At 64.1% G+C, this 13,975-nt stretch carries 14 protein-coding genes; 7 read left to right on the top strand and 7 right to left on the bottom strand.

Annotated elements, in window-relative coordinates; genetic code table 11:
- Positions 1–47: 47 nt before the first annotated feature.
- Genes KY494_RS06155 through KY494_RS06145 form a run of 3 tightly spaced genes read right to left on the bottom strand, consistent with a single transcriptional unit; the run spans position 48 to position 2,908 of the window.
- Entirely contained in the window at positions 48–977 is a 930-nt protein-coding gene (locus tag KY494_RS06155; protein ID WP_219890287.1) for an alpha/beta hydrolase, read from the bottom strand.
- Positions 974–1,834: an alpha/beta fold hydrolase gene (locus tag KY494_RS06150; RefSeq protein ID WP_219890286.1), complete on the bottom strand. Its 861-nt coding sequence runs from the start codon at positions 1,832–1,834 to the stop codon at positions 974–976. The genes KY494_RS06155 and KY494_RS06150 overlap by 4 nt, the downstream gene beginning before the upstream one ends.
- 12 nt (positions 1,835–1,846) lie before the next feature.
- The gene (locus KY494_RS06145) at positions 1,847–2,908 is read right to left on the bottom strand and encodes a sugar phosphate isomerase/epimerase (RefSeq protein ID WP_219890285.1); all 1,062 of its coding nucleotides are present in this window, start codon (positions 2,906–2,908) and stop codon (positions 1,847–1,849) included.
- A 140-nt stretch (positions 2,909–3,048) separates the two neighbouring features.
- Between KY494_RS06145 and KY494_RS06140 the strand changes: the two genes are divergently transcribed.
- On the top strand, positions 3,049–3,657 hold the full coding sequence (locus KY494_RS06140; RefSeq protein ID WP_219890284.1) for a TetR/AcrR family transcriptional regulator: 609 nt from the start codon (positions 3,049–3,051) through the stop codon (positions 3,655–3,657).
- Between the two features lie 16 nt (positions 3,658–3,673).
- Here KY494_RS06140 and KY494_RS06135 read toward each other — a convergent pair whose 3' ends face one another.
- Positions 3,674–4,045 (bottom strand): flagellar basal body protein, encoded by a 372-nt coding sequence (locus KY494_RS06135; RefSeq protein ID WP_219136304.1) that lies wholly within the window; start codon positions 4,043–4,045, stop codon positions 3,674–3,676.
- A gap of 10 nt (positions 4,046–4,055) precedes the next feature.
- Complete coding sequence (locus KY494_RS06130; RefSeq protein ID WP_219890283.1) at positions 4,056–4,229, bottom strand: hypothetical protein; 174 nt, start codon at positions 4,227–4,229, stop codon at positions 4,056–4,058.
- A 19-nt stretch (positions 4,230–4,248) separates the two neighbouring features.
- Between KY494_RS06130 and KY494_RS06125 the strand changes: the two genes are divergently transcribed.
- The 6 genes from KY494_RS06125 to KY494_RS06100 all read left to right on the top strand — a co-directional run bounded on the left by KY494_RS06125 (position 4,249) and on the right by KY494_RS06100 (position 10,076).
- Positions 4,249–5,391 (top strand): dienelactone hydrolase family protein, encoded by a 1,143-nt coding sequence (locus KY494_RS06125; protein ID WP_219890282.1) that lies wholly within the window; start codon positions 4,249–4,251, stop codon positions 5,389–5,391.
- A gap of 112 nt (positions 5,392–5,503) precedes the next feature.
- Positions 5,504–7,000 (top strand): NYN domain-containing protein, encoded by a 1,497-nt coding sequence (locus tag KY494_RS06120; RefSeq protein ID WP_219890281.1) that lies wholly within the window; start codon positions 5,504–5,506, stop codon positions 6,998–7,000.
- Between the two features lie 106 nt (positions 7,001–7,106).
- A complete protein-coding gene (locus tag KY494_RS06115) occupies positions 7,107–7,724 on the top strand; it encodes a hemolysin III family protein (RefSeq protein ID WP_219136300.1) in 618 nt (205 codons plus the stop codon).
- A gap of 80 nt (positions 7,725–7,804) precedes the next feature.
- Positions 7,805–8,686 (top strand): LysR family transcriptional regulator, encoded by an 882-nt coding sequence (locus tag KY494_RS06110; RefSeq protein WP_219136299.1) that lies wholly within the window; start codon positions 7,805–7,807, stop codon positions 8,684–8,686.
- 2 nt (positions 8,687–8,688) lie between these two features.
- Entirely contained in the window at positions 8,689–8,955 is a 267-nt protein-coding gene (locus KY494_RS06105) for a hypothetical protein (protein ID WP_219890280.1), read from the top strand.
- 68 nt (positions 8,956–9,023) lie between these two features.
- Positions 9,024–10,076: a hypothetical protein gene (locus KY494_RS06100; RefSeq protein WP_219890279.1), complete on the top strand. Its 1,053-nt coding sequence runs from the start codon at positions 9,024–9,026 to the stop codon at positions 10,074–10,076.
- Positions 10,077–10,091: 15 nt separating this feature from the next.
- Here KY494_RS06100 and KY494_RS06095 read toward each other — a convergent pair whose 3' ends face one another.
- Together KY494_RS06095 and KY494_RS06090 are read right to left on the bottom strand one after the other, a co-directional pair.
- Positions 10,092–12,965 carry an EAL domain-containing protein gene (locus KY494_RS06095; protein ID WP_219890278.1) on the bottom strand — a complete coding sequence of 958 codons (2,874 nt, stop codon included), beginning with the start codon at positions 12,963–12,965 and terminating at the stop codon, positions 10,092–10,094.
- A 154-nt stretch (positions 12,966–13,119) separates the two neighbouring features.
- Positions 13,120–13,890, bottom strand: a complete 771-nt coding sequence (locus tag KY494_RS06090) for a transferase spermidine synthase (RefSeq protein WP_219890277.1) — start codon at positions 13,888–13,890, stop codon at positions 13,120–13,122.
- Positions 13,891–13,975: the final 85 nt, after the last annotated feature.

The raw sequence follows: 13,975 nt of genomic DNA, 5'->3' as shown, positions 1-13,975 counted from the left end.
CGCCGCCGTGGAGCCATCCCCGGCGGCGGTTTTTTTACCTTCCCTGCTTACCTTCCCAGCGCCTTCCGCATCGCCAGTCCCGCCACGTCAAACAATCCCCGCGCCGCTGGCGTCAGGCCCGGCATGTGTATCGATGCATGGATCATGCCGTCGAGCTGCACGCATTGCGCCGCCACGCCGTCATCGCGCAAGCGCCGCGCATACGCCGCGCCCTCGTCCTGCAGCGGATCGAATTCGCACACCAGCACCGTCGCCGGTGGCAAGTCCTTCAGTGAGGCGGCCCGCAGCGGTGCCGCATACGGATTGCTCCCTTCTGCCGGCGCGTTCAGGTAGGCCGACCAGCAAAAACGCATCGCTTCCCGCGTCAGCGAATGGCCCTCCGCATAGCGCTGGTACGAAGCCGTGTCGAAGGCGAAATCGAGCGCCGGGTACAGCAGCAACTGGTGCGCCAGCGCGGGACCGGCCTGGTCGCGCGCCATCAGTGCCGCTGCGGCGGCCAGGTTGCCGCCCGCGCTGTCGCCGCCCACGGCGAGGCGCTTCGCGTCGATGCCCAGCACTGCGGCATGCTGGGCGACCCAGCATAGTGCCCGGTAAAAGTCGGCTAGCGGCACGGGGAACTTGTGCTCGGGCGCCAGCCGGTAGTCGACGGAAAAGATCACGCAGCCGGTGGCGTTGGCCAGCGCGCGGCACGGATTGTCGTACAGGTCCAGCGAGCACAGGCACCATCCGCCGCCATGCGCAAAGACGATGGCGGGCAGGGGGGAACTCGTATCCGCGCCAGCCGGCACGTAGGCGCGCACGATGAGCGCATGTTCGCCCGGCAGCACGTAATCCCTGATCGAGGCGACGTCCTCCATCGGTCCGTGCAGCTGGCGCAAGCCCGTCTCCGTGGCGGCGCGCAGGTCTGCCAGCGAGGCGGGCGGCGGCGCATTTTTGCTCTCTTCCAGCCAGGCGGCGATCAGTGGATCGAGGCTCATGCGGGCTCTCCGGCCAGGAAGGGCAGCAGGTGGGCGATGAAGGCTTCCGGCTGTTCTTCCATGATGAAGTGGCCGCATTCGGCGACGATGGCGCCTTGTAACTGATCCGCCTTGCCCTGCATGGTCAGCAGGGGTGCGTCATTCGTCGCGTGGTCGGCGCCGATGGCCAGCACCGGCATCGGCAGGCTGTGTTTTGCCCGTTCCAGATTTTGCCGGATGGTTTCTGGAATGGCGCGGTAGTAGGCGAAGCCCGCGCGCAGGGCGCCCGGCGTGGCATACGCGTCCGCATACACGTCGACGGCCACCTTGTCGCGGCGGTACGACCAGCGGTCGAAAATGAAGCGGATGTACTCGCGTTCCTTGCCCGCCGTGAGCATTTCCGGCAAATCGAGCACCTGGTTGAACATGAAGTGCCACAGGAAGATGTTATCCGACGGCGCGACGAAAATCGGTGGCGCGGGCGCCAGGCCGGGAATCACGGCTTCCGTCAGCGCCAGTTTCGTCACGGCCTGCGGGAAATCGCTGGCCAGCGCATAGCCGACCCACATGCCGATGTCGTGACCCACCACGTCGTACTGCGCATGGCCCAGTGCCAGCATGGCGCGGTGCAGGGTGGCGGCCACGGCGCCGGTGTCGTAGCCATCGGCGGGGCGGCTGGAGTGGCCGCTGCCTGGCGGGTCGATGGCGATGGCCTGATAGCCATTGGCCGCCAGCGCCGCCATCACGTGGCGCCACGCATACCAGGTTTGCGGCCAGCCGGGAATCAGGAGCACGGGTTTGCCGGTGGCGGGACCAGCGATGACGCAATGCAGGCGTTGGCCGTCGATGCGGACGTAATCGTGAATGAAGTCGTTCATATTTTTCCTTGATTAATTATGCTGGATGCCCAGCAGGGTATTGATCTGTTGCTTGCTGACGGGGGCGCCGGCGAAGTCGTCGAAGATCTTGTCGGTGACGGGGATGATGTGGGCATTGATGAAGGCCACGCCTTCGCGCGCCCCCACTTCCTGGTCCTTCAGGCAGCACTCCCATTCCAGCGTCGCCCAGCCCGCGTAGTCGTTTTGCGCCATCTTTGAAAAAATCGCCTTGAAATCGACCTGGCCATCACCGAGCGAACGGAAGCGCCCGGCGCGGTTTTCCCACGACTGGTAGCCGCCGTAAATGCCTTGCCGCCCCGTCGGATTGAATTCCGCATCCTTCACATGGAACATGCGGATGTGCTCCTTGTAGATGTCGATGAATTCCAGGTAGTTCAGCTGCTGCAGCACGAAGTGACTGGGGTCGAACAGCATCTTGCAGCGCGGGTGGCGGCCCACGCGTTCATAAAACATCTCGAAGCTGATGCCGTCATGCAGGTCTTCGCTGGGGTGGATTTCATAGCACAGGTTGACGCCCTGTTCTTCGCACACGTCGAGGATGGGCAGCCAGCGGCGCGCCAGTTCGTCGAAGGCCGTTTCGATCAGGCCGGGCGGGCGTTGCGGGAACGGGAACAGATACGGCCAGGCGAACGAACCGGAAAACGTGCCCATGTCGGTCAGGCCCAGGCGCTTCGAGGCCATGGCCGCCAGTTTCACTTGCTCGATGGCCCACTCGGTGCGCGCCGCCGGCTGGCCGTGCAGGTGTGCCGGGGCGAAGCTGTCGCACAGCGCGTCGTAGGCCGGGTGCACGGCCACCAGCTGGCCGAGGATGTGCGTCGTCAGTTCGCTGATGACCAGGCCATGGCTGGCCAGCATGGCAACGAGGTCGTCGCAGTATTGCTGGCTGTGCGCGGCCTGCGCCACGTCGAACAGGCGCGCATCCCAGGCGGGAATCTGCAAGGCCTTGAAGCCCATGCCGGCCGCCCATTCGGCGATGGCGGGCAGGGTGTTGAAGGGCGCCGTGTCGGCGGCGAATTGTGCCAGGTGCAGGCTCGGTCCTTGGATGGTTTTCATATCGGCTCCTATTGTTTGTCGATCGACAAAGAATAGGTGAAATTGTTGGCGCGGTCAAGGCGTCGATGCAAAATAAATCGCGAAGGCGGCTTGCGTGCCAGGCGTTATACTGGCCGCCACTTCGTAAGCAGAGGATCACAATGGCAGGAAGACCGAGGGAATTTGACCGCGCGCTGGCGCTGGCAAAAGCGCGTGACGCGTTCTGGACGCGCGGCTATGAAGGCGTGTCGATGGCCGACCTGGTGGCGGCGCTGGGCATCGCCTCGGCGCGCATCTATGCGGCGTTCGGCTCGAAGGAGCAGCTGTTCCGCGAAGCCGTGGAGTTGTATGAAACGGGAGAAGGCGCGTTTGCCGTGCACGCGCTGGCGGCCAGCCTGAATGTGCGCGACGCGGTGGCGCGCATGCTGGAAGAGGCCGTGCTGCTGTACACGCGCAGCGGCCAGCCGCAAGGCTGCATGGTGGTCACGGCCGCGACCAACACGAGCGCGGAAAACGCCGGCATCGCCGACTGGCTGGCGCAGCACCGCCGCGCGCGCACGCAAGCGGTCATCGAGCGCTTGCGCGCGGCGCAGCTGGCGGGAGAATTAAAAGAGGATGCGGACGTGCAGGCGCTGGGCGACTATTATGCGGCCTTGCTGCACGGTCTGTCGGTGCAGGCGCGCGACGGCATTCCCGCCGAACGGCTGCTGGCATTGATCCGGCCGGCGATGGCGCCCTTGGCGCTGGAAATGAAAAATCAGACTATCTAACCGGTAGTGACTGTGCTTAAGTCTTGACGTCGATCAGGCTGCCCAGCGCCTGGTCGGCCGCCTTGACGACATTCGCCGATAAATTAAAACCGGCCTTGTAGACGAGGTTATCCGTCAGTTCGGATGCCAGGCCGACGCCGTTCGGCCGGCTTTCGGCCGCCTTGGCCGCAGTTGCATTGGCGCCGCTGACGCTTTCGCTGGCGGCCAGCTTGCGCCCTTCGACGGACAGCGTGACGCCCGTGCCGGCCGGACTGGACTCCTGGAACTCGGCTTGTTGCGGCTGGAAGCCCGGCGTATTCGCATTGGCGATATTGTTGGCGGCCACATCCAGCGCGCGCTGGTTGGCGGTCAGCCCCGAAGTACCGGTGGTGAGGGCGGAGATGGACATGGCGACTCCTTCAGAATACATCCAGTTTACTCCCGCCAGCGGGAAAAGTGTGGTGGTGTAAGGCAACAATTTTTTCTGTTGGATCTTGCCGCAAAAAAATAGGTGCATCACGTAATTTTTTTATATTGTCCTGTGGCATTTCACTGTCTAGACTGGCAGGGAAGTCATCCACGGAGTCCGCCATTTTTCATCTGCTTCGCCCCATGTTCCTGGGTTTGCTGCTCAGTCTGCCTTGCCTGCCCCTGAAAGCCCAGTTTGTTCCCTTGCAGTTGCCGCTCGATGCGCGCCTGAACGAGCAGGTGATCATGGTGCCGGCCGGCGACGGCTTGCGCGAGGTGCTGGAGACGACGGTGTTCCGTCCCGCCGGGCCCGGACCGTTTCCCTTGCTGCTGATGAATCACGGCAAGCAGGCCGGCCCGGCCCGGCTGCAGCAGCGCGAGCGCTTCATCTATATGGCCACCGAGTTCGTGCGCCGCGGCTATGCGGTGATGCTGCCCATGCGCGCCGGTTTTGCCCGCTCCACGGGCGCCTATCGCGATTTTGGCTGCGACATGCTGGGCAACGCCCAGGGCCAGGCGCGCGACATGCTGGCCGCACTGGCGTATGCGCGCCGCCAGAGCTGGGTCGACCCGCAGCGCATCGTCGTCGCGGGGCAGTCGTATGGCGGCATGGCGGCGCTGGCGCTGGCCACCCGGATGGTGCCCGGCGTGCGCGGCGTGCTCAATTTTGCCGGCGGCCTGCGCGTCGACATGCCCGGCTGCGACTGGCAAGGGGCGCTGGCCAAGACCTTCGCCACCCTGGGCGCCTACAACCACATCCCCAGCCTGTGGCTGTATGGCGCGAACGACTCGTATTTTTCGCCGGCGCTGGCGCGGCGGTTGTTCAATTCCTTTACCGGTTCAGGCGGCCGGGCACAATTGCTGGCCTATGGCCCGTTCAAGCGCGACGCCCACCTGACCCTGGGCAGCCGCGACGGCGTGGCCGTGTGGCTGCCCGCCACCGAGCGCTTTCTGCAGAGAGTCGGCATGCCGGTGCGGCAGGTTTACCGCGTGGCCGATGCGCCGCCGCCGCCCGCCACGCATTTCGCCCCGCAGGACGATATCGCCGCCGTGCCGTATCTGGAAGAGCAGGGCCGCGCGGCCTACCGCGTATTCCTCGAGAAAACCGCGCCGCGCGCCTTTGCCCTGTCGGCCAGCGGCGCCTGGGGCTGGGCCGAGGAGGGCGAAAGTCCCGAGGTGCGCGCACTCGCTTCGTGCCAGCGCCGCAGCAGCCTGCCGTGCCAGTTGTATTCGGTCGATGAAAGCGTTGTTTGGCCCGGTGCCAGCGCCGTCGGCGGTGCGCAATAGGCCGCCGCGCACGATAGTTGTCGCCGAAACGGGCGATGGGCGAATATACTAGGCGAAAAGGGAGGCGTTGCGCTTCCCGTCCGCCCTTATTATCCAGCGAGAATTCACCCTTATGGCGTCATCCCCAGAAAACCTCAGCATGGCCGTGTTTTGCGACTTCGAGAACGTCGCGCTCGGCGTGCGAGATGCAAATTACGAAAAATTCGATATCAAGCCCATCCTCGAACGCTTGCTGCTCAAGGGCAGCATCGTTGTCAAGAAGGCATATTGCGACTGGGACCGTTATAAAAGTTTCAAGGGCACCATGCACGAAGCGAACTTCGAGCTGATCGAAATTCCCCACGTGCGCCAGTCCGGCAAGAATTCGGCCGACATCCGCCTCGTCGTCGATGCACTGGACCTGTGCTACACCAAGGCCCACGTGAACACCTTCGTCATCATCAGCGGCGATTCCGATTTCTCTCCGCTGGTGTCGAAACTGCGCGAAAACGCCAAGCAGGTGATCGGCGTGGGCGTCAAGCAGTCGACCTCCGACCTGCTGGTGGCGAACTGCGACGAATTCATTTTCTACGATGACCTGGTGCGCGAGAGCCGCCGCACGGCCGCCAAGCGCGATGCGCGCGAAAGCCCGGCTGCCGCTGTCAAGCGCTCGCCCGACGAAGAAGTGCGCCGCAAGGAAAAATACGAGTCGCGCAAGACGGAAGCGATCGAGATGGCCGTCGAGACGTTCGACGCGCTGGTGTCCGAACGGGGCGACAGCGGCAAGATCTGGGCTTCGATGCTGAAAGAAGCGATCAAGCGCCGCAAGCCGGACTTCAGCGAATCGTATTACGGTTTCCGCACCTTCGGCAACCTGCTGGAAGAAGCGCAGGCGCGCGGCTTGCTGGAATTTGGCCGCGATGAGAAATCGGGTGCCTATGTCTACCGCAGCAGCGGCCTGGTGGCCGTGCCTGCCGCCGTGAACGCGGATGCCGCCAGCGAGACAAGCGCCAGTGGCGAGACCGGCGCGACGGCGGAAGAGGGCAACAGCCGCGAAGGCGGCAGCCGCCGCGATTCGCGCCGCAATGGTCGTGGCGGCCGCAAGCAGAACGAGCAACGCCGCGGCGAGTCCGCGCCACAGGCTTTCGTGCCGGTGGCCGAGGCCGAATCGGCTGTCATCGAGCAGTATGCGCCGGCGCCACAGCCGGAGATCGTGCATGAAGTGGCCGAAGCCGCGGTCGAGGTCGTGGCGGAAGAGGGCAGCGCCAAGCGCGGTTCGCGCCGCAATGGCCGTGGCGGCCGCAAGAATGGCGATGGCGCCCGTGAAGCGCGCGCCGAGGCCGTCGAGGTGGTGGTGGCGGAAGCCATGCCCGTGCCTGAACCGGTAGCTGAAGTGATTGTGGACACCGTCGCCGAAGCGAAGACTAAGGCCAAGCCGCGCACGCCGGCCCGCAAGGCGGCAGCATCGAAAAAGCCGGCCAAGAAGGCGGTTGACGCCGTAGTGGAAGCGGCGCCTGTTGTCGAAGTGGCGCCGGTGGAAGTGGCCGTCATGGCGGAAGACAAGCCGGCCAAGGCGCCGCGCAAGACGCCAGCACGCCGTCCCGCGCGCAAGAAAGCGGAAGCGGCTTGATTGAAACCCCAAAGCAAGGACTGGGGTCGGACGGGGACGCCGAGTCCCGACGGGTCTGACCCCAAGCGTGTAGGATGAGCCTGTTTTTAACGAAGCGGGCTTAAGCATGTACCACGGTGAACGGTTCAACAGCATTTCCCATACGGTGGGCGCCGCGCTGGCGGCCATCGGCGGCGTCATCCTGATCGTCGTGGCGGCGCGCACGGGCGACCCCTGGAAAATCGTCAGCTGCAGCGTGTATGCGGTCATGCTGCTGACCTTGTACCTCACTTCCAGCCTGTACCACAGCGTGCGCGGCAAGGCCAAGGCCGTGCTGCAGCGGCTCGACCACTGCGCCATCTACCTGCTCATCGCGGGAACCTATACGCCCTTCATGCTGGTGACCCTGCGCGGGCCGTGGGGCTGGTCGCTGTTCGGCGTCGTCTGGGGCCTGGCGCTGTTTGGCATCGTGCAGGAATATGTGTACGCAAAAGGCGCGCGCATCCTGTCGCTGGTGATTTACGTGGCCATGGGCTGGCTCATCGTCATCGGCATCAAGCCGCTGCTGGCGGCGCTCGAGTGGAACGGCTTCCTGTGGCTGGTGGCAGGCGGGCTGTGCTACACGGGCGGCATCGCTTTCTACGCCACCGACCACAAGCTGCGCCATGGCCACGGCATCTGGCACCTGTTCGTGCTGGCCGGCAGTAGCTGTCATTTTATCGCCATTTTGTTCTACGTTGCCTGACGTTGTCGCCGACCCTCACTGTTGCCATGATTCCATTATAATGGCGCGATATGTGAAACGCAGTCAATAATAAGGCAACAATGGATATCAATTCGGACGACCTGAAAATCTTCGTCACCGTCATCGACAGCGGCACCCTGAGCGCGGCCGCCGTGCACCTGGGACAAACCACCTCGGGCGTCAGCCGCGCGCTGTCGCGCCTGGAAGACAAGCTGGCCACCTCGCTGCTGACGCGCACCACGCGGCGCATGGAGCTGACGGAAGAGGGGCAGCTGTTCCTGGACAAGGCGCGCGCCATCCTCGCCTCGATGGAGGATGTGGAGGAATCGATCCGCATCCGCCGCCAGAAGCCGGCCGGGCGCCTGTCCGTCGATGCCGCCTCGCCCTTCATGCTCCATTGCGTGGTGCCCCACGTGGCCGAGTTTCGCGCCATGTACCCGGACATCCGCCTGGAACTGACCAGCAACGACCAGATCGCCGACCTGCTCGAGCACCGCACCGACATCGCCATTCGCATCGGCGCCCTGGTCGACTCGACCCTGCATGCGCGCCCGCTCAGTGCCAGTCCCCTGCACGTGCTGGCCACGCCCGCCTACCTGGCGCGCCACGGCGTACCCGCCACGCCGGAAGCGCTGTCCGGCCATGCGCTGTTGGGTTTTGCGCAATATGAACTGGGGAATCACTGGCCGCTGCGCCACGAAGCGGGCAACAGCCTGCAGATCGTGCCCGCGCTGGCCGCCTCCAGCGGCGAAACCCTGCGTCAGCTGGCGCTGCATGACCAGGGCATCGTCTGCCTGTCCGACTTCATGACGAAGGACGACATCGCCGCCGGCCGCCTGGTGCAGGTGCTGCAGCCGTTCTACACGGGCTACCGCCAGCAGATCCACGCCGTCTACTACCGCAATACGCAGCTGGCGCAGCGCATCAGCTGCTTCCTCGAATTTTTGCAACAGAAGCTGTAGCCATGACGGAGAGCGGCATGCAATGTCCAACCTGTGACGAATATGGCGATCTGCTGTACGCCACCATCAAAGAAACAGGGCAGCAGGTGATCGTCTGCTCGGAGTGCGATGCACTATGGGAGCATCCGGAGATGCGGATCACGGCCGACAGCATGCTGGATGTCGGGACGTTTCTCACCGAGGCAGGGCTGCATGCCGGCTGGGATGAGTTCGAGGCGAGGCTGCCTGCGCCAGGAGTGCCTGCAATAAAACCGTGGTGCCTCGCGTGAGAAAGTGTGTATTTTTTATTATATAAGCCATGTTAGCATGTTACAACTTAAAACATTGCAAAAAAAACATGCGCAAACATTTTGCCCTGATCGCCTTGTTATACATGTCCAGCGCCGACGCCGCCAGCATCACCTATGCGGGCAAAGCGGACTGCCGCGTTGTCGAGCATGCGCGGGTGACCGGGCACATAGCTTACTGGAATGGCGCTTGCAACGATGGCTATGCCAGCGGACCCGGTGCTTTGCAGTGGAGCAAGGACGGCAAGCCAACGGAGCGTTATGAAGGAACGCTGAGCAAGGGCGTGCCGGAAGGCGCAGGCATTTCACAGTGGGCGGACAGCAGCTTGCATGAGGGGACCTACCGGGATGGCATGCTGCAGGGCCCTGCCGTGGTGATCTTTACGGGCGGAAAAAAACTGGAAAGCAATTTCGAGCAGGACAAGCCGGTGGGCAATGTCAAGTTCGGCTCTCCGGGCGACGATCAGTATGAGGGCGGCTGGCAGGATGGTCCGGAAGGCTACGGTACCATGACATTTTTTATGGGTGGCGCCTATCGTGGGCAATGGCGTAAAGGACGACCGGATGGTGACGGTGAGATCTTGTATCCCAACGGACGCGTGCTGAAGGGGCGTTTCAATGGTAGCTTCCACCTGACGGCGCAGCCGGAGTTGCCCGTGGTAAGCAATCTGTACACCATCAAGGAACAAAGTGCGGCGATTGGCTCGAACATTCGTGGCACTGCCTCCGGGGGCTTTGACGTCCCCCCGGAAAAGTCCTACGCCCAGTTGACACCGGAGCAGCAGCAGCTTGTGAAAAGAGACTACGCAGTCTTGCAGGATGACGATGCGCCGCCGTATCCGGAAAAGGGCATACTGGAAATATCGCGCGCCATGCAAAGCCTGATCTCATACAAGGACGCAATCGGCGAGTTGCACGTCAATGTCGGTGTCGATGAGCAGGGCGTGGCGCAGAATGTCACCCTGCTGAAAAGCCCGGACAGCGAGTCCGGCAAGCTGGCGGCGGCCATGTTCATGCATCTCCGGTTTACACCGGGCCGTTGCGCAGGCCAGCCTTGCGCGATGGTAGTACCGTTCAGGTTTACGCTCAGATACAAGAAATAGCACGCCGGCCTGACCTTATGCGGTCGTGTGCGCGCTGCTCAGCAGCGCCTCCACCTCATGCGCTGGCAGCGGGTGGCTGAAGAAATAACCTTGCGCTTCGTCGCAGCCATGGCGGCGCAGGTAATCGAGCTGCTCGGCCGTTTCCACCCCTTCGGCCACCACGCGCAGCTTCAAATTGTGCGCCAGGGCGATGATGGAGACGACGATGGCCGCGTCGTCCGCGTCGCGCGCCACGTCGCCGACGAAACTGCGGTCGATCTTCAGCACGTCGATGGGGAAGGTGCGCAGGTAGGCGAAACTGGAATAGCCGGTGCCGAAGTCGTCGATCGACAGTTGCACCCCCAGCGCTTTCATGTCGTGCAGCTGGCTGACGGCCAGCGCCACGTCGTGCATGAACAGGCTTTCCGTCAGTTCCAGTTCCAGGCAGGCGGGCGGCAGGCCCGTTTCCAGCAGCACTTCGGCGATCAAGGCGACCAGGTTCGGCTCGTTGAACTGGCGCGCCGACAGGTTCACGGCCAGGCGCAGCGTGTCCAGTCCCGCCGCATGCCAGCGTTTCACCTGCGTGCACGCTTCGCGCATGACCCAGGCGCCGATCGGCACGATCAGGCCCGTATCTTCCGCCAGCGCGATGAAGCGCTGCGGCGCCACCATGCCCAGTTCCGGGTGCTGCCAGCGCAGCAGCGCTTCCACGCCGACGATGCGTCCGCTGGCCAGGTCCACCTGCGGCTGGTAATGCAGCACGAACTGCCCGCGTTCCAGCGCGTTGCGCAGCGCCGTCTCGATGCGCAGGCGCTCCAGCGTGGCCTGGTTCATGGCCGTCGTGTAGAACTTGATGTTGTTGCGGCCCTGTTTCTTGGCGCAGTACATGGCGATGTCGGCCTGCTCGATCAGGTTCTGCGTCTCGCCATGCAAGGTCACGTCGCCGGGGGCGTCGTAGCGCGACATGTCGTAGACGGCCACGCCGATGCTGCAGGTGACGAAGAATTCCTTGCCGTCGAGTAGTACCGGCTGCGCCACCGCATCCATCACGCGCTGCACGATGGCGGCGCTGAGCACTTCGTCGGCCTGTTCGCACAGGATGGCGACGAATTCGTCGCCCGACAGGCGCGCCACCGTATCGCTTTCGCGCAGGCTGGCCTGCAGGCGCGTGGCGATGGTTTTCAGGAGCAGGTCGCCGGCTTTGTGGCCCAGGCTGTCGTTGACGAACTTGAAGCGGTCGAGGTCGATCAACAGCACCCACATGGCCCGGTTCTTGCGGCGCGACAGGGCCATGGCCTGTGCCAGGCGGTCGCGCAGCAGGGCGCGATTGGGCAAGCCCGTCAGCACGTCGTGGTGGGCGATGTGCTGGATTTGCTGCTCGGCCAGCTTGCGTTCCGTGATTTCGGACCCTGTGCCCCGGTAGCCGTGAAATTCACCGAGCTCGTTGAACAGCGGTTCGCCATTGATGCTGAACCAGCGCAGCTGGCCATCGCGGTCCTGCATCGCATATTCGAGGTTGGAAAAGGGCAGGTGCGCTTCCAGGTTGGCGATATGCTGCTTGCCCCAGCGCGAATTGCGCATCTCCGGGTTGTTTTCCCAGCGCGTCATGCCGATGAAGCGTTCCAGCGGCATGTTCGACTTGTCCGTAAAGCCGCCGGTGATGTGGGTGAAGCAGAAGTTGGCATCCTGTTCCCAGTACCAGTCCGAGGACAGGGCCAGCAGGCGGCGGAAGCGCTTTTCGCTTTCCTGCAGGGCGCGTTCCGTGCGCTGGCGCGCCCGCACGTCGGCGCTGAGCAGTTCATTGCTGCGCTTGAGATCGGCCGTGCGCTGTTCCACCAGCAGCTGCACGCGGCGCGAGCGCTGCGTCAGCGATTGCACGAAGGCGGCCGTCAGCACGCTGAACAGCAAACCGGTGATCAGGGTGAACAATGAGCCCAGATGGTCGGCCAGGAAAGGGCGCGGATGGGCCACCACGCGCACATGCCAGGGCCGGCCGGCGGAGGAAAAGCCCCGGTCATAACGGCTGTGATAGGCAAATTGCAGCCAGCGTGGCAGCGACTCCCAGGCGTCGCCCGCTTCGGCGGCAGGCGCCTGGCCATGCCGGAAGATCAATTGGCGCGGGTCGGCGTCAGCGTCGGCGTAGACGCTCAGTTCAAGCTGCGGGTCGCCCAGCAGGTCGGCGCCGGCGAGGATTTTCTGCACCAGTTCGCCTGCGCGGACGATGGCCGCCGTATCGCCGATCAGCGCCGCGCGCCGCTGCTGCACCGTCTGCAGGGGCACGCCGTGGCGGTACACGGGGCGCAGGATGACGAAACCCTGCTGCGGACCCTGCGCCAGGGCCAGCAGGCCGGTGGCGGTGGTCTGGCCGCTGATGATGGCTTGTTCCAGCGCGCCGGCCAGCAAGCCGTCAGGGCGCACGTTCAGGCCGAAGGCGGGGCGGTTGCCCTGCAGCGGTTCGAGATAATCGACGATCAGGTAGGTCGCGTGCTCGGTCACGGGATGGATGACGCCATTGTGCATTTCCGTCATCGCATAGTCGGGCACGATGCGCCGCAGCTCGGCCTCGAACGCCGCGCGCTGCGCATGCGGCACGAGGCGGTGGAAATTGAAGGCCTGGATGAACGGGTGGCGTTGCAGCAGCGGCGTGGTGAAGGCGTGGAACTGCTCGCGCGTGACGGGCACGACGGCGGCAAACAGCTGGTTGGTCGTGGTCAGCACCTCGACCGCGTCGTCGAGTCCCTGCTCGATGGCGGCCACGCGCGCGCCTGCGCGCTGCTGCAGACTCAGGCTCATTTTGTCGTATTCGAGCTGGCTGATGGCGCCGAACAGCACGCCGGTGATGCCGACGCCGCAGGCAAAAGTCAGCGCGGCCGCGGCGGAAATCGACAAGGGCAGGCGGCCACGCAGCATGGTTTTTCCTATCTCACTTCATGGATACTTGGATTCGGCGGCGCCTGCCGGCCCCGCGCAGGCCATAGTTTGTCATAAACCACATCCATCATGCTGATTTTGCACCAAATTACTGCTAATAAGCAACAACATCCATGGCAGGGGAAGACGACTTTCAGTCGCTGCCCGCGCCTGCCCGCCGACGCACACGCCACAACTGCCATGCGGGCAGCCAGCGGTTCAGGAAACCCAGGCCGCACACGCGCCGCCAGCGCACCAGGCGCACGACGCGCAGGGCCCGGCCCGCCCCGAGCTTGTCTGGCCTGGCGGCGAAGACGATGCGGTTGTTGCCGGCGATGCCGTCGAAGTGGCACACGGCGCCGCGGAAGGTGAGCATCAGGCGCGCCAGCATGGCAGGGTAGTGCTCGTCATAACTGAACAGGTTGGCTACCAGCACGCCGCCGGGCAGCAGAGCGCGCAGGCAGTCCGCATAGAAGCGCGCGCTGCCCAGTGCGGGTGGCAGGCCCGTTTCGTCGTAGCCGTCGAGCAGCAGCACGTCGGCGCAGCCCGGATGCTGGCGGATATAGCTGACGGCGTCCGTTTCGATGATGCGCAGGCGCGCGTCGTCGGGCGGCAGCATGAACTGCTCGCGCAGGGCGATCACGTCGGCGCGCAGTTCCAGCACCGTGATGCGCGCCTCGGGCAGGTGGCGGTGGCAGAATTTCAGCAGCGAGCCGCCGCCCAGTCCCACCATCAGGATGTGCCGGGGACGCGGCACGAACAGGGTGAAGCACATCATGGCACGCGCATAGCGCAGCAGCAGATGGTCGGGGCGCGACAGCAGCATTTCGCTCTGGATCATGCCTGGCTGGAATTCCAGGCGGCGCCGGTCGCCAAAGGTATGCACCTGAGGCGCGCGCACGGCAGGTAATTGGCTATCCGGCATAGGACGACTTCGCTGAGTGGACTGGGGAAGATGCTTTGTTGCATTCAGAGAAATCTGATAAGCTTCCGCGAGCATACCCGATTAA

It is taken from the genome of Janthinobacterium sp. PAMC25594, assembly GCF_019443505.1.
GTDB lineage: Bacteria > Pseudomonadota > Gammaproteobacteria > Burkholderiales > Burkholderiaceae_D > Janthinobacterium.
This window is presented reverse-complemented; position numbering and strand designations above follow the sequence as displayed.